The organism is Micromonospora sp. NPDC049049, from assembly GCF_040649115.1.
In the GTDB taxonomy this organism is placed as follows: domain Bacteria; phylum Actinomycetota; class Actinomycetes; order Mycobacteriales; family Micromonosporaceae; genus Micromonospora.
Window position 1 is genome coordinate 473,785 of the sequence record NZ_JBEZEX010000001.1, and the last position, 26,538, is coordinate 500,322.

Genomic DNA, 26,538 nt, shown 5'->3' on the forward strand with positions numbered 1-26,538 from the left:
AGTCGCGAACGAAGGCGAGCCCCGATGAACGTCGTGCAGAGCGTGGACAGCGTCGCGCTGCTGCCGGCCTACCTGGCCGCCGGCACGGCCGTGCTCGTGCTCATCACCGATCTGCTCGTGGCCCGGCCACGGGCCACCCTCGCCGTGGCCGCGCTCGGTGCGCTCGGCACCGCCGTCGGCTCCGCGCTGGTCGGGGCGGGTGCCGAGCGGCGGACGTTCTGCGTGGGCGCCAACTGCTCCTGGATCTTCGGCGGTCGGGCGGCCCTGGTCGCCGTGGTGGTCGCGCTGCTCACGGTGGGTGTGCTCGGGCTGTCGGTGCCCGCGCTACGGGCCGGGCGGTCACCGGTCGGGGAGTACGCCTTCCTGTTGGCCTGCTCGATGACCGGCGGCGTGGTGCTCGGTGCGGCCGGCGACCTGATCACGCTGATCGTCGCGCTGGAGACGCTGACACTGCCGCTGTACGTGCTGGTCGGCTTGCGCCGGGGCAGCCTCGCGAGCGCCGAGGCGGCGCTGACCTTCTTCGTGGTCAGCGTGGTGGCGACCACGCTGACCCTGCTCGGCGCGGCGCTGCTGTACGCGGTGACCGGTGGGCTGCACCTGGACCGGCTCGGCGCGTTGATCGCCGAGCAGCCAGAGTTGCGGGACCTGCCGTTGACCACCGCCGCGGTGGCGGTGTTGCTGGTCGGCCTGGCCTTCAAGGTGGCGGCGGTGCCGTTCCACGCCTGGGCGCCGGCCACCTACGACGGCGCGCCGCTGCCGGTGGCCGCGTACCTGTCCACAGCGTCGAAGCTGGGCGGCCTGGTCGCCCTGCTCGCCGTGGTGCAACGGGCGCTGCCGGCGGACCAGACCGGTCCGGTGCTCGCTCTGCTCGCCGTGCTCACCATGACCGTCGGCAACCTGGTCGCCCTGCGTCAGCGGCGGACCGTCCGGCTGCTCGCCTGGTCGTCCGTCGCGCAGGCCGGGTACATCCTCGCCCCGTTGGGGGCGTTGGCGCTGGCCGCCGGACGCACGGACGAGGCGCGGTCCGCCGCGTACGCGGCCGCCATCGCGTACGCCGTCTTCTTCGTGGTGTTGGAGCTGGCGGCGTTCGCCGGATTGACCGCGCTGCGGCCGGCGGGTGCAGACGGCGGCACGCTGGACGACCTGCGCGGGGCAGCCCGGCGGCACCCGTGGCGAGCTGTGGCGTTCGGTCTCGCGCTGGTGGGTCTGGCCGGTCTACCGCCGGGGCTGGCTGGCCTGTTCGCGAAGGTGACAGTGGTCCGGGCGCTGCTGGACGGTGGCGCCGCCTGGCTGGCGCTGGTGGTGGCGTTGAACGCCGTGATCGGGCTCGCCTACTACCTGCGGGTGACCGCCGCGCTGTGGGCACCGACGCCCCTCGCCGCCCCGAACGTCGGCGGTGCCGCGGCCGTACCCGTGGTGGGGGTGGTGCTGGCGGTGGCGACGGTGGCCGCCGTGGTGCTGGGTATCGCCCCGCAGCTGGTGCTCGACCTGGCCGGCCGTTGACCTGACCTGCGACTTCGGTCTCAGTGAACTCTCAGCGTTGTAACGGATGGTTGACGGGTACCGGGTTGTTGAACCGGTCAGCGGATCCCGGCGATCCGTGCACCGAAGGAGACATCGTGCACCACAACCGTCTGAAGACCGCAGCGCTGCTCGGCCTGCTCAGCGCCCTGATCCTGGCGGTGGGCTACTGGTTCGGCGGCAGCGGCGGTCTGGTCATCGCCGTCGTCGTGTCTCTGGTCATGAACGGCGTCACCTACTTCTACTCCGACAAGCTCGCACTGCGCTCGATGGGGGCGCAACCGGTCACCGAGGCGCAGTTCCCCGAGCTGTACCGGATGGTCCGGGAGTTGGCCACCGACGCCCGGCAGCCGATGCCGCGGCTCTACGTCAGCCCCACCGCGCAGCCCAACGCGTTCGCCACCGGTCGCAACCCGCAGCACGCGGCCGTCTGCGTGACCCAGGGCATCACCGAGATCCTCGACTACCGTGAGCTGCGCGGCGTGATCGGGCACGAGCTGTCCCACGTCTACAACCGGGACATCCTGATCTCCAGCGTGGCGGCCGGTCTGGCCAGCATCATCACCCTGCTGGCGAACCTCGCCTTCTTCATCCCGCTGGGCGGCGGGGACGACGAGGATCGACCCAACCCGGCTGTGCTGCTGCTCACCCTGATCCTGGGCCCGATCGCGGCCACTGTGATCCAGTTGGCGATCAGCCGGAGCCGCGAGTTCCAGGCGGACGCCTCGGGCGCCGAGCTGAGCCGCGATCCGCTGGCCCTGGCCAGCGCGCTCCGCAAGATCGACGCGGTGGCCCGACGTCGGCCGTTGCCGGCCCAGGGGCAGCTCACCAGCACCGCCCACCTCATGATCGCCAACCCGTTCCGGGGTGGCGGCATGGCGGCGCTCTTCTCCACCCACCCCAAGATGGAGGACCGCGTCGCCCGGCTGGAGCAGATGGCCCGCAACTCGGGGCCGGTCCAGTTCCAGCGCTGACCCGCTGAAAACACCGCCTCCGCCCGTACCTGGCCACGCCGGGTACGGGCGGAGTGCTGTATTTCCGTTGTCTACCGGCCGAGCGATGACGTTAGGGTCATAACGGCTTACGCTCATTACATCCTCGGGAGGTTCACGGTGACCGCGCTGCGTCAGTACCTGGGTGTCTGGCGGATCCCCGGCGCGCCCATGCTGCTGATCTTCGGCATCATCGGGCGGCTCGGAATCGGCATGACCCCGCTGGCGCTGCTCCTGGTCGTCGAGCAGGTGACCGGGCGCTACTCGCTGGCCGCCATCGCCGGCGGCATCTACGCCCTCGCCGGCGCCGCGCTCAGCCCGATCGCCGGGCGGATCGCCGACCGGGTCGGCCCCAGCCCCGTCCTGCTGCTCACCGCCGTGGCCCACCCGCTGGCACTCATCGGGCTGCTGCTGGCCAGCCGCTCCGGCGACGACGCGCTCCCCGTCATCTACCTCGCCGCAGGCATTGCCGGCGCCACCTACCCGCCGCTCAGCGCCGCCATCCGAGGCGCCTGGAACGACCTGACCGGCCCCAACTCCGGCCGATACCACCTCCGCAACACCGCGCTGGCCGCCGAGACCACACTGTTCGAAATCGTCTTCGTCCTCGGCCCACTGCTCGTCGCCGGCTTCGTCCTCGTCGCCGACGCGGCGGCCGCGCTGATCGGTGCGGCAGTGGTCACCCTGGTCGGCACGACCACCGTGGCCCTCGGGCAGGTCATGCGCGGCTGGCGTCCGCACCCGCAGGAACACCACGCGCGCGGCCTCGGCCCGCTACGGGTCGCCGGCTTCCCGGCCCTGCTGATCTGCGTCGCCGGCCTCGGCATCGCGTTCGGGGCCGCCGGTGTGATCGTCCCGGCGTTCGCGAGCGACCACGCCACCGGCGACCCGGAGAGCCTCGCCGGCGTCCTGCTCGCCGTCTGGGGGATCGGCAGCGCCATCGGTGGGATCTGGTTCGGCGTCCGCAAGCCGGCACCGAACATGACCCGACAGTTCGCCCTGCTGCTCGCCGCGCTGGCCGCCACCTTCGCCGTCTTCGCGGTGATGCCCAACCCGCTCGCGCTGGGTGTCGCGCTGATCGCCGGCGGGGCCACCATCGCGCCCGCGCTGACCCTGGAGAACACCCTGGTCGGCCGGATCGCCCCGACCGGGATGTTGAACGAGGCGTACACCTGGGTGGTCACCGTCGCTGTGGCGTCGAGCGCCGCCGGCGGCTCGGTGGCCGGCGTGATCGTCGACCACGCCGGTGGCGTCCGCTGGGCGTTCCTGTTCGCCGGGGCGGCGGTCGCCGTCGGGGCCGCGGTCGCCGCACTACCCGCCGGGCCCATCGCCCGCGCGGAAACCACCGCGGTACGCGCCGAACACCCCGTCCCCGTCTGACCTACTGGCTGGCTGGCTGGCCGGCTCGCGTCGTGGTGGGTCCGCGTCGTGGTCGGCTGGCGTCGTGGTCGGGTTGCCCTTGATCGACTCGGGTTCCTGAAAGTCGCGGTGTCCCAGTCGCCCGGACGCCCCGACTTTCAGGAAGCCGAGTCGACCTCAGCTGGACGCCCTGTGGTCGGGGACCGGATCGCTGTGGATGGCCGTCAGCGGTAGTTGTTGAACTGGAGGGCGACGCCGAAGTCCTCGCCCTTGAGCAGCGAGATGACCGCCTGGAGGTCGTCCCTCTTCTTGCCGGTCACCCGCAGCTGGTCGCCCTGAATCTGCGCCTGCACGCCCTTGGGGCCCTCTTCGCGGATCTTCTTGCTGATGGCCTTGGCCTTGTCCGTCTCGATGCCCTGGATCACCTTGCAGTCGATCTTGAAGATCTTGCCCGACGGGCGCGGCTCCCCGGCATCCAGCGACTTCAGCGAGATGTTCCGCTTGACGAGCTTCTCCTTGAACACGTCCAACGCGGCGCGGACGCGCTCTTCGGTCTCCGCCTGAAGGCCGATCGCCTCCTCGCCAGACCAGGAGATCTCAGCGCCGGTGCCGCGGAAGTCGAACCGCGTCGCAAGCTCCTTCTCCGCCTGACGAAGGGCGTTGTCGACCTCCTGACGGTCAACCTTGCTCACGATGTCGAACGACGGGTTCGCTGCCATGATTCTGCTCCTGCTGTCCGGCGGTCTGGGCCTGCCGTCGGCCGCCGACCAGCGGCACGACCCCCTGACCGTACCCGGTTGCGTAGGTGCCGGGGGGAGCCGCTATCCTTGCTTCCGCCGCCGCGTTACGACGCGGTGGGGTGCCCTGGCGGGTTGCCCGAGCGGCCAATGGGAGCGGACTGTAAATCCGTCGCGAAAGCTTCAGAGGTTCGAATCCTCTACCCGCCACCAGGTGCAGACACGGCCCCCGACCAGCAGAAATGCTGGTCGGGGGCCGTTGTCGTCTGTCCGGCCCGGTCCGGCTGAGTCCAGCCGTCTACGACTGGTTGTGGGCAGATGGTGGGCAGGTCGATCTTGCCGTCTGAGGGCTCGTCTGTGGCTGCGAACAACGGGTTGGTGGCTGGGTCCGGTACGACGGAGTCCGTGCGTGTAGCGATCGGCTGAGGGGTCCGCGGTGAGGTGTCGCCGGCTGCGGGAGAGGGACCGGGGGCAAGCCAGTCCCGGGGTTGGACTGGCGCGGCAGTCGGAAGCCCTGATCGTCGACGAGGCCGACCGGTTCGGCTTCCGTATCGCCTGGCCGTGATCGTGCCGTCGGGCGGATCAACAGACTCGGGGCGGCGGTCCGGCGGCATTCGGTGGCTCTCCGCCCCGGCGCCGGAGGCGGCCGGGGCGGCTTGCCGCCGGCCGGGTTACCGCCCCACGCCGCGCGAAGCGCGGTGCCTTGATTGAAAACAGAGCAAATCGGCAGCACTGGCCGGGGAGTCTAGTCGGAGGGTTTGTCTACAAGTTTCTGGGCGCACTGTCCTGGGCGACCGCTCCACGTCCGAGCGCTTGGGCTATTGGGCCGACCAGTTTCTATGGCTGTCTGTACGCCCGATGAGTAATGTCGCCGGCCCTCCCAAGACCTAGCCCTTCTCCTCAAAGGTCCGTAATACTTCAGCCATAGAACGGCCTTCGACCAGTTGGAACAATAAATGGGCAAACATTATCCATCCCCTGTCTTGGCTGTCCCGAGGTTTAGCGGGGAGGGTATTCTTCACGATCGCAGACAAGGCGACCGCCTCATTGCGTCCACTTTTTGCGAACGTGTGTGCTAGGTCAAGAACCGCGAACCTCCAAGCCTCATCGTCCGGAGCAGCAGTGCGAGCAACGTCCAGTTGGGGCAGACTCATGATGTGAAAAAAGAACTGACGGGCCTCTTTTTGAGTGGACAGAACCGTCTGAAGCGCCGCATGAAGCCCTAAATTATGAAGGGTCATGCCTACAGCTTCCCTGTACAGAGGAACATCGCCCATTCGAGCGATCAGGTTATCGAGTTCCACCCGTGCATCCTGCCATCGATCCTGCTTAAGGACTGCCTCGACCAAAAGGCGCCGCAGCTCCAGATAAAGGTTTCCGGCACCTGCACTCTCCTCGTTGAGATGTTGCCGGCAGACTAATTCCGCTTGCGAGGGATCGCCTGATTGAATAAGGCCACTCGCCTGGCGGGCAGCCTCAATCGCGCTTACAATGCTGTGTTTTGGCAGTCTGCCTGCCAGATCTTCTAGAGCGGTCAGCAAAGGGGCGGCCACCTGCTGGTCACATCCAGCCCTACCCAATAGGGCCTCCCTGGCTTGGCCACAAAGGAAGGATGCTGCATCCTGCGCCTCGGGGTCAAGGGAAAGGGAGTACAGGTAAGGAACCACAGGCTCCAAAAGTCTCACGGCATCCTGCGTGGTCGGTGCACCTCCATCCCCACGAATTATAAGAATCGTTGCAAGGTAGATGCGCGCCTGCTGACGAACTAGTTCATTCGGCTCCTCGATCATCTCGAATAGGGCCAGTTCGGATTCTAGTAAGTCTTGCGCTTCTGGGAAGTTGCCCTGCGCGCTGTGAAAGCTTGCGAGGTTACCCGTCATGACGGCCGCATTGTTCGTCGCAACCCCTAGGCGGCGCAAGTGTCCAGACAGCACCTCCGCATGAGGTGCAATTACGTGGACGCGATCAGCTTCGCCATTGTGAATTGCCGCTTCGAGCCATAAGTCGACATAGAACGCCAGCTTGTCTAGCTCGGCCGTGACCGTATGTCTGGGATGTGCTCGCTCAACGCGATCGCGAATCACTTCCTGTAAAATGCTGTTAATGGTGACAGTAATGCGCGCACGGGGATTATCGTTGAAAGAGGCCGGCAATGGCGAATCATTTCTGGAGAACGACACCCGCTTCAATAGGCGAAATGCTTCAGGAATCTCTGGCTCATCACTGAATATTGTTCCGCGTTGTGGCGGCACGTTCTCCGGAGGGAAGCGTGCTGCTGATACAACTAACTGTACTGGAATCCTGCGCTGAGCGAGATAGCATGCTGTTATAAGTAGATCGTTTACGAGCTGCGCAGTACCGTCATCGTCCGACAAGAAGTTTATACGCGTCAAACCCAATTCTATCGCCGCAACGAGCGTTCGTGGGTAACCCGTTGGTACGGACGTCTTGTCGCTTAACGACCGCATTTTCAGGTTCTTCAGGTAGTGCTCAATATCGTCAACCCCAAAGCCGCAGCTGCGCAGGTAAGCTGCCGCAAGTTCTAGAGCAAGGGGCCAATATTCTAGTGCTGCGGCGAGCCGGCCAAGCGCATTCCGGCCCTCCGCTTCGTCGGCGTTTCGAGGGTGCAGTCTGGCAAGGAGGAGGGCCTCTGCTTCGATCGGAAGCATCGAGCTTACCGGCACAAGCCGACTATTGCCGAAGCCGTGAACGCTGTCTAGCGATGTAATGATTACGTCGCCACTGCCCACCCGGGGAATCCACTGTTCGACCGATTCTGCATCTGCGTCGTCCATGACGAGAAGCCACCGGCCAGGGAAGGACGCCAGGCGCTCGTGGATTAGAGTCCTAAGTGAATTGGTTCCGAGGGCCCCGTCAAGGCCCATCCATAAGCCAATGTTCCGGAAGGAGTCGAACAGGGCGGCCTCGCTGGCCGCGTCAGCCCAAAGGACTAGATCATAAAGGTCCACATATTCTGCCACGTATGCGGCCGCTAGGCTGGACTTGCCGATCCCGGAAGGGCCTACTAGCGCCGATCGTGTTACTGATCGCGCACCTGAGTTTCGTGGACGAAGTGCTTCAGATAGTTTATTTAGCAGGTCCGGTCTTGCCACGTCGGGAACCGGCGCCATAACTCCAACAATCCGTCCCCAATCTCGCTGGCCCAGTGCCTCGCTCAAGGCATTGTCATTCAGGTGGAGCATGTTACGGAATTCGTCTAATGTCCAGACGGCATGTTCCGGTGCGGCGGCTCTGCGCAGAGTCTCAGATACTAAGAACGACACAAGGAGGCCGCTCGATTGGACTCCGATGCTGCTCCCATGGCTGCGCCGCCACTTGAGAAGTGAATTGCGTATGGCTTCGCGCAACTCCTCGCGGTCGCGGCTGTCGGCTATAACCCGACACCGACGAAGTCGTCCGAACTGGGTTTCACTCAACGCGTTCAGCTCTGCCAGGGCGCGAGGGGCGCCATTTAGTGCATCAGTCAGCGTGGTGCGGAACTCCGAGACTGGGCTATTCTCGGTAACTTGCTCGAAGATGAGTTGGATATCCTGGGGTACGGTCGCATCCGTAAGAAGTAAGTAGGAACCTGCGTCGCTTCGTGCTACAAGCTTGGCAAGAACGGTGCAGGTTTCCGCCAGTCCCATCTTCGCCCCGGCAGCTCGGCTCTTGACCTGAGCGGCGATGAGAACCCTTCCCGTGTCGTCTATCATGTCGAAGTCGACCGCGTCGACGCCCTCGGGATTTGCTGGGTGGGGCTCGCCCTCCACTCTGCATGCGGAGATCGCCGGGTTGCCGATGGCTTCTACCATGTACTCAAGCGTCCGCAGATATTGGTACTGAAAGCCCCGGGCGGCAATCCGCCCGCCGTCGACACCGGTCATTGACTCCTCCTCGGAGCGCTCCCATGGGTGCAGTGGTGCTGCTCTATATTAGATCGACTTTTGGCGCCTGTCAGCCCGCCTTTCCGCCTTGTTTCAGGGGGATTCCTGATGTTTGCTCTATCGACCGTCCTTGGCCGATCAAGGCGACGTTGATAGCTGGTGGGCTCTGGTTGTCCCGTCGGTGCTCTGCTCGGCTGTACCGGGTCTTCGGCGTGCAGGTTGGTTTCCCGCAAAGATCCACCGGGCGGTCATCCGCTGGCAGCTGCCCCGCCCGGGTTGAGTCAGAGCGCTTTCACATGAAGGAACCTCGGGTGAAGCACCACACCATCAGCACCGTCAGACGCCGGCGCTGTCCGCATCGCTCCTCGTGCTCCGCGAGCTTTTGGTCACGGGGCGCCGCCATCTAGAGGAGAGATACTTCGAGCGGCAAACTTCGCTCCGCGTCCGTGCTTCGGCCAGCACGTGCCCGGCAGCCAGCTGTCGGCCGCCGGCTTGATGGTCTTAGAAACCACAGGGAGTTGCACGTTCGCACGGTGGAATGAGCGTGCCGTCGCGGCCCGCCCTCGACCATGCACCGAAGCTGCAGTCGGTTCTACCCGTTCGATCGGAGTGAGCGGTAGGTTCTTACAACCCTGCTAACCGCCCCATTCCTCCTATCAACTAGCTGTTGTTCGATCAGAACCGCACCCACATCGACATCAAAGAGGGCTGCAAGCTCGATGTCTGCAAGAACTTGCCGCTGTAGTGTTTCGGACTCAAGGTCTTCATCTGTCTGACCGCCCCCTGGCTGGAGGTTCGCATAGGTGCCCCGACCATGCTCGGTGGCGACCAAGCTTGCATTCCGTAAGACCGCTATCGCCTTACGGATCGTGCCGCGGGCTGCCTGAAATTCAGCACACAGGGCGCTCTCTGACGGCAAGAGAGACCCGGCCGGGATGACGCCGCCCTCGATGCGTTTCTTCAGCTCGTCTGCGATGACGCGGTAGCGGGGCTGTCCGTAGTGCGGGGTGGGCACCTGCTCACCGTACCTGGCACTTGTCTTACCAAGTGCCAACCAAGTGACCTGTTTCCACGTCTAGACAACTCGTCCACTTGTAGATACGTTTCCTGTTGTGCGGCTGAGGTGACGGCATGTGTCAGGGGTGGCCTCGCACCGGCTCCGGTCGCACCTGATGCGCGGCGTCCTGTCGGACCGGTTGCGGTAGCCGCGCGTACAAGTTGGCTCGGCAATACCCGACCCGTCCCGTGTCGGACGGTGTGCCGTGCCTTCATCCGGGCCGGTGGCCGGCCCCATTCCCCCGTGGCTGGCCACCGTTCCCCGTCTACCTGTGGAGGTGCGATGTCCGGCTCCCATCGTCGACACCGTTGGTTCTCGTCCTGGTGGCCTCGGAGGCGCCCGTCTGCTCGGCGTGCCACCAGCAACGTTCAGTCGAGTCCACGCGCGGGATCTACTACCTCCTCGCCGCGGTGGTCGACGGGTGTCACCCGCGAATTGCCAGCGCTCCGGTACGCGCCCTTGATGACGCGAGCCCAGCTCTTCCGAGGCAACGGCGGGCGGTGGCCGCGATGAGTCGTACGAACAAGCCGGCCGCCGTCACAAGCCACCCGGACTGGTGCGCCCCCGATCGCTGCGGCTACCTGGTGCCGCCGGTTATGACTCATATGGCCCGTCGTCATCGTGGCTCAATGCAGCGGGTCGGCGAGAGTCGGGCGGGTGGACTCGTCGTCACGTACCTCATCAGTAGTGAGGCTCTGGGTGGTCCCATGGTCGGTGTTCATGTGACGTGCCGAGCCGGGAATGCCTGGGCGGAGCTGTCCTTGCCGCAGGCGGCCCAACTGGTTGAGCAACTTCGCGGATCGCTGGCCCAGGCCACCGGGCAGCAGGGGGCCAGCGATGAGTGAGGGCGCTGCCAGCCCAGAGAGGCCGTCGCCGTCGTCGGTCGCGCCGGTCCTGTGCCCAGTCTGGTGTCGAGGCTGTGGACCGAACGACCCGATGCACCGCGGGCTTCTCTCCACCATCGGACGGGAGCGGAGCGGTTGGGTCACCGTCCAACTGATCGTCGACCGGTTCGCCCGCCGGGACCTGGCCGTGAAGCTCGACGCGACCCGATACGGCGCGACGCAGACCGTGCTTTTGTCGCCCGCGCAAGTGGACCGGCTCATCGACGAGCTGGTGTACGCCCAGCTGGAGATGCTGACACCGGCAGAAGGCGGCGAGCGGGCCGGAGAGACGCGGTGAACGCCAACGCACGTCGGGGCTCAGCCGTTCCTCGTACTCCTGGCCTGCGCCCTGCGGGGTCACCGCGAGCAGCGGTGGCGGTGCCTCCGGTTCCCGAACGGCCCGCTGGCGGAACCACCTGGCAGACGTTGGAACGTCTAGGGGGTACGGTGACCGGTGTGCAAGGCCGGGACTGGCGCCCTCGCTACCTGCAACTCGCGGAAGAGTTGCGGGCAAAAATCGTGAGCGGTGAATTGGCCCCTGGCACGCTAATGCCCAGCGAGACCGAGTTGGCCGACACCTCGGGTCTGTCGCGCACGAGCGTCCGCAACGCTATCCGGCAGCTTCGGGAATGGGGCCTGGTCCGGGCGGAGCAGGGGCGCGGCACCTACGTCCGGGCACCCCGCCAGCGGGTACGCCGTCGCAACACCGAGCGGTACCAGTGGGAGAAGGATCGCGTCCTGCTCGACGAGGACGAGCGGCTGAAGACCGGCGCCACCGAGCACGACACCGGCCTGACCGTCGACGACCTGAAGTTCCACGCCGAATACTCCCGGGTCGAGGCTGATGCGGAGATGGCGGCGGCCTTACAGGTCGAGCCGGGTACGCCGCTGCTGCGGCGGGTCTACTGGACGTCGTCGCGGCACGAGAACGCGCCGCTGACCGTGTCGTACTCCTACCTGCCGTACGACCTGGTGGCCGCGAACCCGGACCTACTCGACGCGGGCAAAGAACCGTGGCCGGGCGGCACGCAGCACCAGCTCTACACGCTCGGCATCGAGCTGGACCGGATCGACGACGAGATCCGCGCCCGCCCGCCGTCGCCCGATGAGGCCGAGCTGCTGGACATCGACCCGGGCGTCTCCGTGCTCACCGTACGGAAGACCTCGACCGACACCACCGGCCGGGTCGTAGAGGTCGCCGACGTGGTGATGCCGGGTGACCGCACCGAGCTTGTCTACTCCCACAAACTCCAGCGGTGGAAAACTTGACGCAGCTCGTCTCGGTCATCACCCCGGTCCACGCGCCCAGCATCGAGCACCTGGCTGGCGCCTACGAGTCGTTGGCCAAGCAGGAGATGCCTGACGGCTGGGACTGGGAATGGCTCGTCCAGGAGGACGGGCAGACCGGCGCCCTGGTCGACGCGCTCCCTGACGATCCCCGGATCAGTCTGGGCACCGGCCGTCCCGGTGGGCCTGGTGTTGCCCGTACCCTCGCTCTTTCCCGGGTCTCCGGGCAACTCATCAAGGTCCTGGACGCCGACGACCAGTTGACCCCCGGCGCGCTCGCCCGGGACATCGCCGCGTTCGACGCGCACCCACGGATCGGCTGGACCACCTCGCGGGTACTCGACCTGCTGCCCGACGGTTCGACCGCCGGATGGGACAAGGACCCGGCCGGCGGGGTCATCGACCGCGGTTCGGTCCTGGCGTTCTGGCAGGCCAACGACTACCGAGCATCGGTGCACCCGGCCACCCTGTGCCTGCGGCGGGATCTCGTCTTCGCCCTGGGCGGCTGGATGGCTCTGCCCGCCTCCGAGGACACCGGCCTCCTGCTCGCCGCCAACGCGGTCACCGCGGGCTACTTCACCCGCGAATACGGCCTGCTCTACCGCAAGTGGCCCGGCCAGGTCACCAGCCAGGCGGCACACCGGGAACCGGCTGAGTACCAGGGTCGGATGAGGATTATCGAGGCCAGAGCCAACGCCCTGGCCTCGATGATCCCCGACGGCTTCGACGGCAGCGCTACGGCGTAGCTTCGTGCCCCGGCATCCCGTGGGTACGCCGCCGCTCCTTCATCTCCGCCTCGAAGATGTGCCGCCGACCGCCGGCTAGCTTCTCCCGCGCGTCCCGCTCAATCTCCTGGAACGCGGCGTAGTAGCCGTCGTCGAACTCCTCCACGATCTGAAACGTCCAACGCCCCGGGAGGACGTTGCGACCGATTAATTCATGCTCGACGCGATCCGCGACCTGGTGGTGCCCTGCCTGGCGTAGCAACTCGACGACGTGACTTAGCGTGAGGTCAGCGCCGCCGACGAGTTGGTGCGCCGAGTACAGATGGCCGCGCACGCGGTGGACCGTCTCTAGTGCCTTGCTCAACTCGCCCAGCGCCTCGACAGTTTCATCATCTAATCCGGCCGGACGCTGGTCTTGTTGATGGCCCGACGGCCTTGGCTCAATCCCTGACATGGCGTCTCTTTACCCAGCGCCGGCCATGGATCACGCCATTAGAGCAGGCAGGTCTGGGCGGGAGGCTCCGGGGACTGAGACCCCCGCCCAAACTGATTCCCCCGTCAGACGGCCAGGCTAGTGCCGCCGATGACCACCACGATCACGATGATGATCTGGATGGCAATCTCGCGCGGAATTCGCACGGAGAAGCTAAGTTCGGTCACGTTCAACCCCCTCTCTTGACCAGTAATGTCTACGTGCCGCGGCTCTCGGTGATTCCTTTCCTGTCGCTTGAACGCCCCTCGAGGGGTGCCCGCGGTATCGACGTTAGCTGGCTGAAGCGCAAGCTGTTTCCTTGCTGCCCGATGCAGCGGGAAGGCCTTTGGCGTGGGGTTTTTGCGTGATACCGTCGTTGCCATGGCAGGTTCTTTTATAATGACATGCATGACGTTATGGCTGGACTTCGTCTAGAGGTCACACCTGCCGCGTCCGCCCTGTTGCAGTAAGGGCTACCGCAACCTGTTGGTGGGCCTGGGATTGCCGTGATGCTGGCCGAGTTTTACCGGCGATGAACGGCCGAGCTCTGCGGGAAGATTCACGTCTTGCGTGGCCTGACCTTGTTGAGCATTTGGTGCTTTCGTCACTACTACAGATGGTGCAAGAGTTCGAAGACGGCCGGTGACCGGCCCAGCGGTCAGGCGATCCTGGGTCAGGAGTTGGCGCTGCCCACCGGTGGCACGCTTGCCACCTCGCAGTCATCGACCCATCTTGCAAGCAGGCTCAGAGCGGCCAGCCTCTCCAGCGCTGCTTGCTCTTCAAGCTCCGTCGTGCCGTGCGCCGCTGAGTTCCGGATGGTCATCTGGACGCCAGGAGCAAACTGCCTGAGGCCGTCGTTCATTGTTTTGACCTCGCGATCTTTCGAGGAGCCTGGCCACCTCAAGCGCGGCTTGCCCGGAGCGGGTTCCCGCTCCGAAAAAACCTCCTGCCAAAGAGCAGTCTCGGCCACATCGTTTCTTCCCGTCCGTGTTTTCAAGGACGCAACTAGGCTTTCGGCTGCCGCAGCTACAGCATGACGAAAGTGGCCATCCCGCCAAAGCCTTCCTGCTGCGCCCCACACTACGGGATGCATCGCCTCCACTCCGACCAGCGGAACGGCTTCGGCTTCAGCTCTGGCAACCATTGCCTCCAAGCGTCCAAGCATTTGGTCACAAGCGCCTAGGACATTGTCAGGTTCAACGACTGGCTTGGGATCCGTGATTGAAGCCCAATTGGCAATTGGGTCAATCTTGCCCACTCCCTGCACCATGATGTAACTGTTCGTTATTGCCGTAGCTTCCAGTGCTCGGCCTGCTGAACGAGAGACCCTGGAGCGAATTTCGGCAATCTTCGCAGGGTCTGTTCCGCTACGAGGGAAGACAGCTGGAGCAATTCCACGAGCCATCATACGGTTGATTTCGTGTAACTCCATAAAATGCACGAACTCCGCGCGAAATGCAGTGACTGCGTCCGCGATGAACTGCAGGTAGCGGGGGCTTCGGAGGGCTTCCATCCCTAGATGATCTCGCATCAGCCCCTCTACGGGCACGGTCGATCACGCGAAACGACTTGTTGACTTGTCTGCCAAGCGCCGTCTAACGTGGAACGCAACTTGGCAGACAAGTTAACAAGTTGGAGGTTGAGCGATGGCTCTGCGAGGCGGCACGAGGTTCGCGGTGCGGTGTGAGGACGTGTTCCCGGCGGGGTGCGCGTTGGTGCCCGAGTCTCTGGGCGAGGTCGAGGACTACGACGAGAAGACCGGCCGGCGTAGCCCGGCGAAGGACAAGCTGACCGGCCAGCGGGTGTGGCAGGTCCGGGTGATGGACCTGGATCCGGAGCTGGGGAAGCGGTCGCGGGAGACGACGGTGAAGATCTCGGCGGACTACCAGCCGGTGCCGCCGACGGGTGGTCTGTTCGAGGCGGTCGAGTTCGACGGCATGACCGTCACGCCGTACGTGGGCAACAACGGTCGGATGGCGTATTCGCTGCGGGCAACCGGGATGCGTGCCCCGGCGGGCGTGGCGACGAAGGCGGCGCAGTAGCCGCATTTGGTGGGGGCGGGGCTGTCAGGTCTTGGCGGACGGCAGCCCCGCCCTCTGTCTCTTTCCCCTGCTCTGTCGAGAGAGGTAGTGACATGTCCAAGCGTATGCCCGCCGTCCTGCGGCGGCCCACAGTGGCGGGTGCCCGATGATGCGCCGGCCGCGCGGCGAGGCTGTGATGACCACCGCCGGGGACCTGATGGTGATCCGGCCGCGTCGCCTTGAGCTGCCGGTCTGGCTGATCGCGATCGGCCTGGTGCTGCGGTGGCTGTGGCGGGGCCTGTGGTGGTGTCTTCGCCACCCGGTCGCCGTCGGCCTGGTCGTGGCCGGGGTGAGCCTCTACCGCGAGTTTGGCCGGACCGGCGTGATCGTGCCCGTGGTCCTGGCCGCTGCCGTTTCGGCGTTGTGGCGGTGGCGGCACGAGTCGTCCTGGTGGACCTGGTGCGCCGGCCCGATCCTCGGCCGGTTCCGTCAGCTGTTCGTCTACCGGCGGGCCTGGCGTGAGGCCATGACCCTTTGCGGCCTGGCCAAGGTGTACGACCACCGCACGGTCCTGCCGGAGCTGCTGCGGGTCCGCTCGGATCAGGCGCTCGACGTGCTGACCATCCGCATGGTCCGCGGCCAGACACCGGAGGAGTTCCAGAAGGCAACGGCGAACCTGGCGTACGCCTTCGGCCGGCGGCACGCCCGGGTCTACTCCGAGCGTCCCGATGACCCGCCGATCCGGTCGGGCTACTGGGCGCTGGTCCTGGGGGCGGTGGACCGGTTGCGGTTCCGGGACCGGCCGTCGGTGGTCTACCTGGTGGTGGTCCGCACGGACGCGCTACGCACCCTGGTCGACCCCTTCGACGTCCCATCGGTGCCCGACTTCACCGCACTCCCGCTCGCGCGACGGGAAGACCTGCGGCACTGGTGCCTGCACCTGCTCGCCACGCACGTCCTTATCGGCGGCGCCACCCGCTCTGGGAAGGGCTCGGTGCTGTGGTCGCTGGTCCGGGTCCTGGCCGGTGGGATCTCCTCCGGGCTGGTCCGGCTGTGGGTGATCGATCCCAAGGGCGGCATGGAGTTCGCCATGGGTCGGCCGCTGTTCGCCCGGTTCGCCTGCAAGTCGTTCGAGGCCATGGCCGACCTGCTCGTCGAGGCGGTGACGGTGATGCGGGAGCGGCAGACCCGGCTTGCCGGCGCGGTGCGGGTTCACACTCCGACCCTGGCTGACCCGCTGGTCGTGGTCGTCATCGACGAGATGGCGGCGCTGACCGCGTACCTCCAGGACGTTGACCTCCGCAAGCGCATCGCCGGCTCGCTCGGGTTGCTGCTGTCGCAGGGTGCCGGCGTTGGTGTCCTGGTGGTGGCCGCGTTGCAGGACCCCCGTAAGGAGGTGCTGCCGTTCCGGGACCTGTTCCCGACCCGGATCGCGCTCGGCCTGACCGAGGCCGCTCAGGTCGACCTCGTCTTGGGCGACGGCGCCCGCAACCGGGGCGCCCTCGCCGACCAGATGCCCCGATGGGCCAAAGGTGTCGGCTACGTGATCCTCGACGGGACCCCGGAGCCGGCCCGGGTCCGCTTCTCGTACATCTCCGACGACCACATTCGGGAGCTGGCCGCCGAGTACCCGGCGCCGGCCGACGCGGCGGACATCCTCGCCCAGGTCGGCCGGGAAACCGCCACCGAACCGACCCGGCTGCCTTTGCCCCGGCAGCGTCGTAGGCCGCTGCTGCCCGACTCGCTGCTCAACATCCTCGACCGGGAGACCGACGGGGGTGAGCCGCGGTGACCGCCCCGACCGACGGCCGAACCTTCTACCGGCTCCGCGCACCCGGCACCGACGGTGCCACCAGCACGGCCGTCTCCGTGCGCGTCGACCCCGCCCGGCCCGGCACGTACCCGGTCTATCTCGCGGTCGGTGGCGGTCGGCGCCGGATGTACCTGACCCCCGACGAGGCGTGGGCGCTGTGGCGCTGCCTCTCCGAAGCGGTGGCCTCCCTCGGCGAGCCACCCGAGCACATCCGTACCCGCGTCGCCCCGGCCCGGAGGTAACCGATGTCCCTCAAGAGCTTCTTCCTCGGCACCCACCGCCTCAAGCCGCTGCACATCGAACTCAACGGCTCCCCGGACCGGCTCGCCGGTGCCCTGCACGGCCTGGCGCACATGGTCAACCGCCGCCGCGACCTCAACGGCCAGCAGATCTGCATCATCCTGACCGTCCGCGACAACGGCAGCGGCCGATGATCCGCGAACGCGCCGAATCTGGCGTCCGGGTGCTGATCCTGCTCGCCATCGGCACCATGGCCGGCGCCGCCGCCTTTACCCACGTCCATGACCTGACCGTCGCCCACGGCCAACCCGACTGGATCGGCTGGGCCAACGCCGTAGCGGTCGAGCTGATGGCCATCTACCTCGGCCTGGAGATCCGCGCCCGCCGTCGAACTGGTCGACCCGTCGGCCTGGTCGGCGTGCTCCTGATCGCGTTCGCACTGCTCTCCCTCGCCGCCCAGGTCGCCGAAGCCGAACCTTCCGTCTGGGGCTGGATCGTCGCGGCGGTGCCGTCGCTGGCCTTCCTCGCTTTGGTGAAGGTCGTCCTATCCAGCGAACCCACCACCCCGCAGGCACCGGAGCCCGATCAGCCGCAGGGCGATTGGTACGACGAGCCGCAGCGTGTCGAACCCGCGCCGCCGGCTTCGGTGATGCCGCCGGCGTCAGCCGCGGTGCTGCCTCCGATCGGTGTCGTTCGGCCCAACCGGCCCCAGGTCGTCGGGATCATCCGATGACGGCTCCGACCCTGCCCGGTCTCGAACCCGCCCCGACCCCGGTTGCTCCTCGGCCGGGGTCGCGGGCGGCCCGCATGGCGCTACCCCGCTCGATCGACGTCCTCAAGGACATCGCCATCGAGTACGGCGTCTGCGTCCGCCCGCTCGCCATGCGTCGCACCGGCCTCGACACCGGACTGACAGAAGTCATCGACCTGCCCTGCGGCGCGACCCGCGAGGACAAGTGCCCGCCGTGCGCCAAGAAGAACCGCCGGCTACGGCAAGCCCAGATCCGCGAGGGCTGGCACCGCGACGACGAGCCACTACCCGGCCCGGAGCCCGCGACCGAGGCGCAGAAATCCCTGATCCTGTTCCGCGCGCACCTGGAGTTCTCCCGCGACGAGGCCGTACGCGCCGCACAGTGGAACCAGGTCAACGACCTCGACGAGGCTATCCGCGAGGTAGAGGAAGCCATTGCCGCTGAGGGCCTGCGCGGGCGCGTCGGGCCACCCCACGCCACCGACGACGAGGACCAGGACGACGAGCACGGCCCACGGCGCAAGCGCTCCACCAAGCGGCGCCAGGATGCCCCCGAGCTGCCCCGGCGCAAGGTCGAACGGCGCACCGTCGGCAAGACGTACACGGCCCCGGACGGCTCCACCTACCAACCGTCGATGTGGCTCACGCTAACCCTCGACTCGTACGGCCCGGTCCGCCCCGACGGCACCCCCGTCAACCCGGCTAGGTACGACTACCGCCGCGCAGCCTGGGACGCCGTGCACTTCCCCCGGCTGCTCGATCGGTTCTGGCAGAACCTTCGACGGTGCGAGGGCTGGAACGTCCAGTACGCCGGCTGCGTCGAGCCGCAACGTCGACTCGCCCCGCACGCTCACTTCGCCATCCGGGGCACCATCCCGCGCGATGTGCTCCGCACCGTGGCGGCGGCGACCTATCACCAGGTGTGGTGGCCCTCGGTCGACGTCCAGCGGTACACCCTCGACCGGCTCCCGGTCTGGGACGAGCAGGCGGCGGCATGGGTCGACCCCGACACCCGCGACACGCTGACCACCTGGACGGAAGTCCTCGACACCATCGATGACGACCCGGACGCCGAGCCGGTGCACGTCGTTCGCTTCGGCACCCAGGTCGACGCCCGCGGCGTCATGCCCGGCACCGAGGACGCCGAACGGACCATCCGGTACGTCACGAAATACATCACCAAGCACACCGGCGACTGCCACAAGGCGACCACCGACCGGCAACGCAAGCACCTCGACCGGCTCTGGCAGCAACTCCAGCTGACCCCGTGCACCGACCGTTGCGCCAACTGGCTGCTGTACGGCGTCCAGCCGAAGAAGGCACACGCCAAGCTCAAGCCCGGCCGCTGCAAGGGCAAGGTCCACCAGCGCGACACCCTCGGCATCGGCGGCCGGCGCATCCTCATCTCCCGCGACTGGTCCGGCAAGACCCTCGCCGACCACAAGCACGACGCTCGGGCCTGGGTACGGGCGCTGCTCGGCGTCACCACCGACGGCACGCAGCTCGTCGACGACCAGGGCGAGACCACCGAACGGGTCCGCCACGCCTGGGAGTTGGCCCGACCCGATGACCCAGACGTCGGCCCGATGACCCATCGGCTCATGCGCTCCATCAGCGAACGCGCCCGCTGGCGATCCGAACTGCTCGCCGCGAAGGACCGGGCCGCGCAGGGGTTCCCAGATCTTTCGGCAACTCAGCACAGCGCACAGCACGACGGGGAGGAAACGCAGTGAACGAGGAGTTGTTGACCGTGCCGGAAGTGCTCGCCGAGCTGCGCGTACCGCGCTCGACTTGGTTCTACTGGCGGCAGACCGGCAAGGGACCACGGGTGATCAAGCTCCCGAACGGGCAGCTCCGGGTCCGCCGGTCGGCGCTCGGTCGGTGGCTCGGCGACCTGGAGCAGGACGCCGCGTGAAGAGCTACGAGGTCCAGATCTGGGAGATCGGTAAGCGCGCTGACCGCAAGGCTCGGCCGTGGCGGGTCCGCTGGGCCGTGAGCGGCCAGCGCTTCGAGGACATGTTTCGTACCAAGGCGCTGGCGCACTCGTTCCGCGCCGAGCTGGTCCAGGCGGCCAACGCGGGGGAGCCCTTCGACCCGGCCACCGGGCGCCCGGTCTCCGAGGCCAGAACCAAGAACCCCACCACCTGGTACGCGCACAGCCGTGCGTACGTCGAGATGAAGTGGCCCCGGGCGGCGGCCAAGACCCGGCGATCGATCGTCGAAGCGCTGACCTCCATCACGGTGACCCTGACCCGGCCAGGGAAGCGGGGCCGACCGACTGACGCTCTGCTCCGGGAGGCGCTGTACCTCTACGGCCTCAACCCACGCCGCTGGTCCGACGAGATCCCGCCCGACCACGCGGCGGCGTTGGCTTGGCTGGAAACCGCGTCGTTCCCGGTCGTCGAACTGGACTCGCCCGCGATGGTTCGCCGGGTCCTCGACAGCCTGTGCGTACGCCTCGACGGCAAGCCCGCGGCTGCCTCCACCGTCCAGCGGAAGCGGGCCACCTTCTACAACGTGCTCGGGTACGCCGTCGAGCTGGAGCTAATCGCCTCCAACCCGGTCGACCGGGTCCAGTGGACCGCCCCCGAGGTCGCACAGTCCATCGACCGGCGAGTGGTGGCGAACCCGGCCCAGGTCGCCACGCTGCTGGAGGCGGTGAAATCTCTCGGCAAACGCGCCGACAAGGTCACCGCGTTCTTCGGCTGCCTCTACTACGCGGGGATGCGTCCCTCGGAAGCAGCGGACTTACGGCGGGAGGACTGCGACCTTGCCGGCCGGTGCGCCGACTGCGGTGCCGACTTTGACGACCTGGCGGCGGTGAAGCCCTTCCGGACCTGCGACCACGAGAAGATCGAATATCGCTGGGGCCGCCTGGTGCTCGCCGGTACCTCGCCGCGCGCCGGGTCGCACTGGACCGATGACGGCGGCTCCCACGAGCGGCGGGGACTCAAGCACCGGGGGAGGGCCGAGACTCGTACGGTCCCGATCCCGCCTCGGCTCGTCGAGCTGCTGTGCGCGCACGTCGATATTCACGGGGTCGGTCCGGACGGTCGGTTCTTCCGGGGCCTGCACGGTGGGCCGCTGTCGGAGTCGGTCTACGACCGCTGGTGGAAGCTCGCTCGCGAGAAGGCGCTGACCGAATCGCAGGTTGCCTCGCCGCTCGTACGCCGTCCCTACGACCTGCGGCACGCGGCGGCCTCACTCTGGCTGAATGCCGGCGTCCCGCCGACCGAGGTAGCCCGGCGCCTGGGTCACGGCGTCGCCGTCCTGCTCCGCGTTTACGCCAACTGCATCGACGGGGGAGACGACACCATGAACGACAAGATCGCCGATGCCCTCGGATGATGGTCCTGTCAGCCAGGTCGGGTTTTCGGGCGTCCGACCGGGCGCCGATGTGGACGAGATGCGCTAGAAGGGAGGGGTGGAGTTGCCTGCGCCCCGAGCTTCAACCCGGCCGGAGGTCCGTGTCGCGGTTGGTTCGGTTTCAGTCACTGATAGCCCCGTCCCAGAGCTGCGGCTCTGGGAAATCCGTCGGTCAATCGCTTCGACTGTTGCGGTTGCGTTGCTGCTAGTCGGCGGTCTCATCGTCGCGGCGCTTTGGTACGGCGGGTGGCCTGGTGTTAAGCGCGACGCAACTATCACGGCAACCACGCTTTTTGACCTCATGAAGCTCGTCTTCGCTGTCGTGGCGGGCATTGGCGGTGTCGCAGCCCTGGTGGTCGCCTATCGTCGGCAACGGGTAGCAGAACACGCGAACGCGCTGGCGAAGTTCGCTCACGAACTGGCGCACGCTGCTGATCTACGGGCAGACGTCACCAAGGCTCTCGCCGAGGCGGCCGACGAGCGGGCAAAGATCGAGACCGACCGCAACGGCGTCCGCCTGTTCAACGAACGCTTCACAAAGGCGTCCGAGCAACTCGGTTCGGAGAAAGCGGCCGTGCGCCTGGCGGGCGTTTACGCCATGGCCGGTCTTGCTGATGACTGGCGGGAAGGTCGACAGACCTGCATCGACGTCCTCTGTGCTTACATCCGCCTGCCATATCTTCCCGTGCCGGTTGTTTCGGAAGAAGCGCCAGCACAAAGCCATGATCAGCTACCGATCCTAGGCGCTGACGCCGTTCGGTCTTCCCATGAGGAGCGGGAGGTGCGTCATACCGTTATCCGTCTGATTGGCAGACATTTACGCCTTGCTGAAGAGGACGCAACGTCGTGGCGTGGCTACGACTTCGACTTTAGCGGAGCAGTCTTTGACGGCGGAGACTTCTCGGGAACGACGTTCAGCGGCGGGGAGGTGTCTTTCGCTGGAGTCAATTTCAGTGGCGGAGAGACGTCCTTTGCTGGGGCGACGTTCAGCGGAGGCGGGTTGAACTTCAACCGGGCGACGTTTGCCGGCGGGCGGGTGTACTTCGATTGGGCGACGTTCAGTGGCGCAGTGGTGCACTTCGGTCGGGCATCGTTCGCCGATGGCGACGTGTTTTTCGACGGGGCGACGTTCAGTGACGGGTTGGTGCCCTTCGGCGGGGCAACGTTCAGTGGCGGCATGGTGTCCTTCACCGGAGCGACCTTCAGCGGTGCTGACGTCGACTTCAGCGGGGCGAGATTCTGCGGCGGGGAGGTGACTTTCGACGGGGCACGGTTCCGGACGCCGCCGAAGTTCGATAGTTGGTCCGACAAGAACCCTCCTGACGGCCTGATCTTGCCGGAAGCGTGAAGGCTCGTGGGCGTGGGCAAATGGTGGGCGGCCGACTGGGTCGCCCTTGCTCAGATGAATGGAACGGCAGGTCACAGGCACTGAACTGGTCTTGATCACCGACGCCCTGTAAATCCGTCGCGAAAGCTTCAGAGGTTCGAATCCTCTACCCGCCACCAGGTGCAGATGCGGCCCCTGACCAGCAGAGATGCTGATCGGGGGCCGTTGTCGTTTGTGCCGAGTCCGGCTGGGTCCAGCCGTTGACGACTGTCGTGGCAGATGGTGGGCGGTTCGATCTTGCCTCTGACCGCGTCTTTGAGAGATTTCGGGATGCCGTCCTAGGCTCGCCGGGTGGAGACGATCGTGGCAGCGGGTCACTGGATTTACGGCGGGGTCAATGCCAGCGCAGTCTGCGTAGTGATGCTCGACTACGACTTCTGGTACGCCGTCGGAGAGGCTGACAACGACCTCGAAGAAGACGAATTTCCGCAGCTGAACCCGGCGCACCGGCTCTACTACGTGAGATACCGGCCAGGATGGCCTGCTGAGGGTCAGCCCTTCTGGCCGGACTCTCAGGGCTTCCATACGGTCGATGAGGGGATCGCCGCCGCGGAGGCCGCCGTCCCCGGCCCAATCGCCTGGCAGTAGGTCGACCCTCTGTTGAACCTACTCCCTATCGTTCGATCACGTTCTGGGCTGCCAATGCTGGTAATGCTCCGGATTACCAGGGCTGGCGCGGACCGTGGGCTATAGCGGCTGACTTAGGGGATTGCTTTGACCGAATCGCAGGTCGCCTCGCCGCTAGTGCGCCAGCCCTACGACCTGCGGCACGCAGCGGCCTCGCTCTGGCTGAATGCCGGCGTCCCGCCGACCGAGGTCGCCCGGCGCCTGGGCCACGGCGTGGCCGTCCTGCTCCGCGTCTACGCCAATTGCATCGACGGCGGCGACGACACCATGAACGACAAGATCAGCGATGCGCCGGCGGTTCGACCCGGCAGAGGTGGGACTCGGGATCAATAGAGAATGCGGTGCACCGTCGATCGAGAGCGGCTTGACCAGGTCGGGGACACTCGTAATCATGTGGCGACCATGTGTAGCTGGCTCGGCGTCGAGAGTCGCAGGTCAGGCGGGCGGTACACGGTGAAGGTGCATTCTGCCTGCGTTCGGGGGGTGGCAACGGCGGGCGCCCCGAGCCTTGCATCGATACGACGATATCGAGACGGCGCCATATGGTTGACGCTCATTCCTCTGCTTCTGGCGCTGGTACTCGCTGGCTGCGACCCAGAGGGGGAGGGTAAGGGCAAGGTCAAATACAAGCCTGCGCTGCTGCCGGTGGCCCTGACAGTCGGTCCGGATGGCGTTGCGGTTGAGGGCGAGACGAGCATCGTCACCCCGATCGGCGAGTTCTCGATCGGGGCGGAGTACTCCCTCCCACCCCGAGATGGAAGCACGATCTACGTCTTGCTTCGGGACCGTAAGAAGGGTGCCACCGGGTTTGACAGGGTGTTCAAGGTCCAGACCGGACGCGACCAGCTCACCGTGGTCGTGAATGGAACCACCACCATCCGGGTCAAGGATGGCCAGGTCTTGATCGACGTCACCGGCGGTGCCGTCAAGAAGATCCAGTTCAAGCGAGTGGATCAAGCGAACGTGAAGGAAGGTCGGGACTCGTACTGGTCCAGCGTCGGCGCGAAGTGGAGCCGGGGTTGGGAGTCCTCCCTCTACAAGCCCTTCGTGTTCACCCGCTGGGCGTACGACGACTCGACAATCGACAGGTGGTGCGGCCTGGGGTTTGTCTGGTTCCTGCTGCGCTTGGCGCTCACCCTCGTGCTGCTGCTCGTAGATCTGGTGCTGAGTTCGATCTTCTTGCTGACCCAGATCGCCTATTTGATCTTCGGCTCGACTGGACGGAATGTTGTCTGGGGGACTGCCATCTTGCTGGCGGTCGTCGCGGTGGTCCGCGGGTTCCTCTACTACTGATCTGGACGTCCTGCGCGTGGGCAGATGGTGGGCGGCCAGCACCTCCAAGCGTGCGGCGGGGATGAGAAGAAGCAGGTAAACGCACCTGAAACGGCCAAGATCACGGACGCCCTGTAGATCTGTCGCGGAAGCTTCAGAGGTTCGAATCCTCTACCCGCCACCAGGTGCAGACACGGCCCCTGACCAGCAGAGATGCTGATCAGGGGCCGTTTTCCAGTTGTCCGGCCGACCGCACCGTTGCCGACCGCACGTGAGGCCCGATGATCTGCGCGAGCCGCCTGCGGGCGATGATCCTTCAAGACGGCGGCGTAAGGACTGCCTCTTGGTGCTTCCAGCGTGCCGGCCAGCACGGCCCCCCACGTCAAAGGGCGAGCCAGCGGTCAGCGCGGGTGGTAGACGACCGCTCTGACACCCGAGACAGTTCGGATCGAGGCGGCGATGCGACCACGGTCATCGAGGCCGACGAACTCGCCGTACATGCTGATGCCGGCGAGGCTCAGGTCGTGCAGAACGCCGCGTCGCCACAGGGCCGGCCGGGAGATTCCGTCGCTGGCGGCGGAGGTGGCCAGGATCTCGCCGCGGTTGTTGATCGCCCGCAGCTCGGTGGTGTTGCCGCCGAGAGTGCCGACGTCCAGGGCTCGGCCGTGTCGCCAGAGGATGCCGCGCGGGAACTGGTCAGCAGAGAACTGCCAGCCGATCACCCAGCCGCGGTCGTTGAGGGCGTACGTGTTGCTGCGGTTGAAGGGGCCGGCGCCGAGGTCGGTGACCCGGCTGCTGTGCCATCGGACGGCGTGGAAGCCGTCCGGTGGCAGGTACACCCCACCTGAGATTTGGCCGTGTTCGTTGATGTCGGACACCTCGGTGAGAGGCAGGGACCGGGCACTGCCGTTCGTCCACAGGACGGGGCCTTCGTCGGTGCGGCCGACAACCTGGCCGCGGTTGTTGATCGCCAGGGGTAGGGCGGACGGACCCAGCGGCCGCACGACACCGTGGTCCCAGACGTACCCGCCGGAGCCGTCGGCGGGGTAGCCGACGACCTGGCCGCGGTCGTTGACGTCGGTCGGGGTGAAGGCACCGAGATCGGTCATCCGGCCGTGGTGCCAGAGGAACCCGCGGTAGCTGCCGTCGGCGGCTTGGGCGCGGCCGACCACGTCGCCGCGGTTGTTCATGGCGCTGACGAAGCTGTTGTCGCCGCCGAGGGTGCCGAGCTCCACCAGGCGGTAGCCGGGCGCCGGGGCGGGGGTGGCGGCGGACGCGGTTGGTGCCGCCGTCAAGGCGGCCGCGAGGAAAGCTGCGCCGAGGATGGATGGCATGGGACGGCTCCCTTCGGAGCGTTGCCGGGCGAACCCTGTGCACAGGCTAGGCGGATCCTGTCGCTCGGCCAGAGTGCCGTCACATGGCCGACTGCCCCGCCGTCCTGCCCACGAGCGGAATGATTGTCCGGTGACGCACCGGCGGGCGGTTTCGCTTGCGAGTCGCTTGTCGACACCGTGGTGCTGTACTGGCTGAGCGGTACCGGCGTCCCGTCCGCCCGGTGGTACTGGGAGCAGGAGCGGTTTCAAGCAGCGGCCCAGGCGGCCGGTCAGACTCCGCCACCGGTCACGGTGCCGGTCGGCTTCACCACGTTCCCCGGCGAGATCTGGGCCGCTCCGCGGAACGGGGCCGAGGCTGCCTACCCCGGCATGCGTACGTCAATGAGGTTGACCGCGGCGGGCACTTCGCGTCCTGCGCTGCCATCTTCGGTGGCCGTGGGCCGCAACCTGACCGGCCTGCCCGCCGTAGCCGGTCTGCGCGCCGCGAGCGGGTGTCGCCGAGGGCGGTCCCAGGGTGGCGGCGGCGCTGGTTGCATAGATGATTGCGGTTTGCCGCGTGAGGCGTCACAATCTGCTTCGGGAAAGTCACGCATGATCGGGGCGTTCAGCCCGCAAGGCGAGTGTCGTACGACTGGCCGGCACAGCAGGTCGAGGTCCGGTAGGAGTGCTAAGCCGCATAGGAGTTGTTAGCGGGGCTTGTCGTTTCTTGAGGGGCGGCGATCGGTCGGACGGTAAGACGATCTGGCCAGACGTGGTGGGTGGACAGGCCGACCGGTTCGTAATTCCCCGTCCGCAGCCCGGGGCCGTCG

Annotated in this window: 23 protein-coding genes, 1 tRNA gene and 1 pseudogene; 19 read left to right on the plus strand and 6 right to left on the minus strand. The window is 66.6% G+C overall.

What is annotated here, in order from left to right:
• The first annotated feature begins 24 nt into the window (after window positions 1-24).
• From AB0B68_RS02210 to AB0B68_RS02220, 3 genes are all read left to right on the plus strand, one after another.
• Window positions 25-1,503 carry a proton-conducting transporter membrane subunit gene (locus AB0B68_RS02210; RefSeq protein WP_357257470.1) on the plus strand — a complete coding sequence of 493 codons (1,479 nt, stop codon included), beginning with the start codon at window positions 25-27 and terminating at the stop codon, window positions 1,501-1,503.
• 116 nt (window positions 1,504-1,619) lie between these two features.
• A complete protein-coding gene (htpX, locus tag AB0B68_RS02215) occupies window positions 1,620-2,495 on the plus strand; it encodes a zinc metalloprotease HtpX (RefSeq protein ID WP_124858758.1) in 876 nt (291 codons plus the stop codon).
• 138 nt (window positions 2,496-2,633) lie between these two features.
• The gene (locus tag AB0B68_RS02220; RefSeq protein ID WP_357257471.1) at window positions 2,634-3,893 is read left to right on the plus strand and encodes an MFS transporter; all 1,260 of its coding nucleotides are present in this window, start codon (window positions 2,634-2,636) and stop codon (window positions 3,891-3,893) included.
• 203 nt (window positions 3,894-4,096) lie between these two features.
• Here the strand turns inward: AB0B68_RS02220 and AB0B68_RS02225 are convergent, their stop codons facing one another.
• On the minus strand, window positions 4,097-4,591 hold the full coding sequence (locus AB0B68_RS02225) for a YajQ family cyclic di-GMP-binding protein (protein WP_091402478.1): 495 nt from the start codon (window positions 4,589-4,591) through the stop codon (window positions 4,097-4,099).
• 147 nt (window positions 4,592-4,738) lie between these two features.
• Between AB0B68_RS02225 and AB0B68_RS02230 the strand changes: the two genes are divergently transcribed.
• Window positions 4,739-4,822, plus strand: a tRNA-Tyr gene (locus AB0B68_RS02230).
• Window positions 4,823-5,496: 674 nt separating this feature from the next.
• On the opposite strand, the gene AB0B68_RS02235 is transcribed toward AB0B68_RS02230, so the two are convergent.
• Window positions 5,497-8,493, minus strand: a complete 2,997-nt coding sequence (locus tag AB0B68_RS02235) for a hypothetical protein (RefSeq protein ID WP_357257472.1) — start codon at window positions 8,491-8,493, stop codon at window positions 5,497-5,499.
• Between the two features lie 592 nt (window positions 8,494-9,085).
• Entirely contained in the window at window positions 9,086-9,508 is a 423-nt protein-coding gene (locus tag AB0B68_RS02240; RefSeq protein WP_357257473.1) for a GntR family transcriptional regulator, read from the minus strand.
• 978 nt (window positions 9,509-10,486) lie between these two features.
• On the opposite strand from AB0B68_RS02240, the gene AB0B68_RS02245 reads away from it, so the two are divergent.
• The 3 genes from AB0B68_RS02245 to AB0B68_RS02255 all read left to right on the plus strand — a co-directional run bounded on the left by AB0B68_RS02245 (window position 10,487) and on the right by AB0B68_RS02255 (window position 12,467).
• A complete protein-coding gene (locus AB0B68_RS02245; RefSeq protein ID WP_357257475.1) occupies window positions 10,487-10,732 on the plus strand; it encodes a precorrin-4 C11-methyltransferase in 246 nt (81 codons plus the stop codon).
• A gap of 149 nt (window positions 10,733-10,881) precedes the next feature.
• A complete protein-coding gene (locus AB0B68_RS02250; protein ID WP_145790269.1) occupies window positions 10,882-11,703 on the plus strand; it encodes a GntR family transcriptional regulator in 822 nt (273 codons plus the stop codon).
• Complete coding sequence (locus tag AB0B68_RS02255; protein ID WP_357257477.1) at window positions 11,691-12,467, plus strand: glycosyltransferase; 777 nt, start codon at window positions 11,691-11,693, stop codon at window positions 12,465-12,467. Before AB0B68_RS02250 ends, AB0B68_RS02255 begins: the two co-directional genes overlap by 13 nt.
• Here AB0B68_RS02255 and AB0B68_RS02260 read toward each other — a convergent pair.
• Window positions 12,457-12,900 (minus strand): hypothetical protein, encoded by a 444-nt coding sequence (locus AB0B68_RS02260; protein WP_357257479.1) that lies wholly within the window; start codon window positions 12,898-12,900, stop codon window positions 12,457-12,459. The two genes, AB0B68_RS02255 and AB0B68_RS02260, sit on opposite strands and share 11 nt — an antisense overlap.
• A 691-nt stretch (window positions 12,901-13,591) precedes the next feature.
• Window positions 13,592-14,431, minus strand: coding sequence for a TIGR02391 family protein (locus tag AB0B68_RS02265; protein WP_357257481.1), 840 nt, complete (start codon window positions 14,429-14,431; stop codon window positions 13,592-13,594).
• A 133-nt stretch (window positions 14,432-14,564) separates the two neighbouring features.
• Between AB0B68_RS02265 and AB0B68_RS02270 the strand changes: the two genes are divergently transcribed.
• From AB0B68_RS02270 to AB0B68_RS02325, 12 genes and pseudogenes are all read left to right on the plus strand, one after another.
• Complete coding sequence (locus AB0B68_RS02270) at window positions 14,565-14,960, plus strand: transcriptional regulator (protein ID WP_091402451.1); 396 nt, start codon at window positions 14,565-14,567, stop codon at window positions 14,958-14,960.
• Between the two features lie 175 nt (window positions 14,961-15,135).
• The gene (locus AB0B68_RS02275; RefSeq protein ID WP_357257484.1) at window positions 15,136-16,731 is read left to right on the plus strand and encodes an FtsK/SpoIIIE domain-containing protein; all 1,596 of its coding nucleotides are present in this window, start codon (window positions 15,136-15,138) and stop codon (window positions 16,729-16,731) included.
• Complete coding sequence (locus AB0B68_RS02280) at window positions 16,728-16,994, plus strand: hypothetical protein (protein ID WP_357257486.1); 267 nt, start codon at window positions 16,728-16,730, stop codon at window positions 16,992-16,994. Before AB0B68_RS02275 ends, AB0B68_RS02280 begins: the two co-directional genes overlap by 4 nt.
• A gap of 3 nt (window positions 16,995-16,997) precedes the next feature.
• Window positions 16,998-17,186, plus strand: a complete 189-nt coding sequence (locus AB0B68_RS02285) for a hypothetical protein (protein ID WP_030489559.1) — start codon at window positions 16,998-17,000, stop codon at window positions 17,184-17,186.
• Window positions 17,183-17,725, plus strand: coding sequence for a DUF2637 domain-containing protein (locus tag AB0B68_RS02290; RefSeq protein WP_357257488.1), 543 nt, complete (start codon window positions 17,183-17,185; stop codon window positions 17,723-17,725). The genes AB0B68_RS02285 and AB0B68_RS02290 overlap by 4 nt, the downstream gene beginning before the upstream one ends.
• Window positions 17,722-19,476, plus strand: coding sequence for a replication initiator (locus AB0B68_RS02295; protein WP_357257490.1), 1,755 nt, complete (start codon window positions 17,722-17,724; stop codon window positions 19,474-19,476). The genes AB0B68_RS02290 and AB0B68_RS02295 overlap by 4 nt, the downstream gene beginning before the upstream one ends.
• A complete protein-coding gene (locus AB0B68_RS02300) occupies window positions 19,473-19,658 on the plus strand; it encodes a helix-turn-helix domain-containing protein (protein WP_030329852.1) in 186 nt (61 codons plus the stop codon). The genes AB0B68_RS02295 and AB0B68_RS02300 overlap by 4 nt, the downstream gene beginning before the upstream one ends.
• Window positions 19,655-21,091: a tyrosine-type recombinase/integrase gene (locus tag AB0B68_RS02305; protein ID WP_357257492.1), complete on the plus strand. Its 1,437-nt coding sequence runs from the start codon at window positions 19,655-19,657 to the stop codon at window positions 21,089-21,091. The genes AB0B68_RS02300 and AB0B68_RS02305 overlap by 4 nt, the downstream gene beginning before the upstream one ends.
• A 319-nt stretch (window positions 21,092-21,410) precedes the next feature.
• On the plus strand, window positions 21,411-22,457 hold the full coding sequence (locus tag AB0B68_RS02310) for a pentapeptide repeat-containing protein (RefSeq protein ID WP_357257494.1): 1,047 nt from the start codon (window positions 21,411-21,413) through the stop codon (window positions 22,455-22,457).
• A gap of 330 nt (window positions 22,458-22,787) precedes the next feature.
• A complete protein-coding gene (locus tag AB0B68_RS02315) occupies window positions 22,788-23,084 on the plus strand; it encodes a hypothetical protein (protein ID WP_357257496.1) in 297 nt (98 codons plus the stop codon).
• 123 nt (window positions 23,085-23,207) lie between these two features.
• Window positions 23,208-23,456 (plus strand): annotated as a pseudogene (locus AB0B68_RS02320) (site-specific integrase); the annotation flags it as partial.
• Window positions 23,457-23,669: 213 nt separating this feature from the next.
• The gene (locus AB0B68_RS02325) at window positions 23,670-24,416 is read left to right on the plus strand and encodes a hypothetical protein (protein ID WP_357257498.1); all 747 of its coding nucleotides are present in this window, start codon (window positions 23,670-23,672) and stop codon (window positions 24,414-24,416) included.
• Between the two features lie 380 nt (window positions 24,417-24,796).
• Here the strand turns inward: AB0B68_RS02325 and AB0B68_RS02330 are convergent, their stop codons facing one another.
• The gene (locus AB0B68_RS02330; protein ID WP_357257500.1) at window positions 24,797-25,729 is read right to left on the minus strand and encodes a hypothetical protein; all 933 of its coding nucleotides are present in this window, start codon (window positions 25,727-25,729) and stop codon (window positions 24,797-24,799) included.
• Window positions 25,730-26,538: the final 809 nt, after the last annotated feature.

Excerpts from the sequence above, each read along its gene's own strand:
- AB0B68_RS02210 (WP_357257470.1), top strand. The coding sequence starts at position 25 with ATGAACGTCGTGCAGAGCGTGGACAGCGTCGCGCTGCTGCCGGCCTAC.
- AB0B68_RS02225 (WP_091402478.1), bottom strand. The coding sequence starts at position 4,591 with ATGGCAGCGAACCCGTCGTTCGACATCGTGAGCAAGGTTGACCGTCAG.
- AB0B68_RS02235 (WP_357257472.1), bottom strand. The coding sequence starts at position 8,493 with ATGACCGGTGTCGACGGCGGGCGGATTGCCGCCCGGGGCTTTCAGTAC.
- AB0B68_RS02245 (WP_357257475.1), top strand. The coding sequence starts at position 10,487 with ATGCACCGCGGGCTTCTCTCCACCATCGGACGGGAGCGGAGCGGTTGG.
- AB0B68_RS02260 (WP_357257479.1), bottom strand. The coding sequence starts at position 12,900 with ATGTCAGGGATTGAGCCAAGGCCGTCGGGCCATCAACAAGACCAGCGT.
- AB0B68_RS02265 (WP_357257481.1), bottom strand. The coding sequence starts at position 14,431 with ATGGAAGCCCTCCGAAGCCCCCGCTACCTGCAGTTCATCGCGGACGCA.
- AB0B68_RS02270 (WP_091402451.1), top strand. The coding sequence starts at position 14,565 with ATGGCTCTGCGAGGCGGCACGAGGTTCGCGGTGCGGTGTGAGGACGTG.
- AB0B68_RS02275 (WP_357257484.1), top strand. The coding sequence starts at position 15,136 with ATGACCACCGCCGGGGACCTGATGGTGATCCGGCCGCGTCGCCTTGAG.
- AB0B68_RS02285 (WP_030489559.1), top strand. The coding sequence starts at position 16,998 with ATGTCCCTCAAGAGCTTCTTCCTCGGCACCCACCGCCTCAAGCCGCTG.
- AB0B68_RS02290 (WP_357257488.1), top strand. The coding sequence starts at position 17,183 with ATGATCCGCGAACGCGCCGAATCTGGCGTCCGGGTGCTGATCCTGCTC.
- AB0B68_RS02295 (WP_357257490.1), top strand. The coding sequence starts at position 17,722 with ATGACGGCTCCGACCCTGCCCGGTCTCGAACCCGCCCCGACCCCGGTT.
- AB0B68_RS02310 (WP_357257494.1), top strand. The coding sequence starts at position 21,411 with ATGAAGCTCGTCTTCGCTGTCGTGGCGGGCATTGGCGGTGTCGCAGCC.
- AB0B68_RS02330 (WP_357257500.1), bottom strand. The coding sequence starts at position 25,729 with ATGCCATCCATCCTCGGCGCAGCTTTCCTCGCGGCCGCCTTGACGGCG.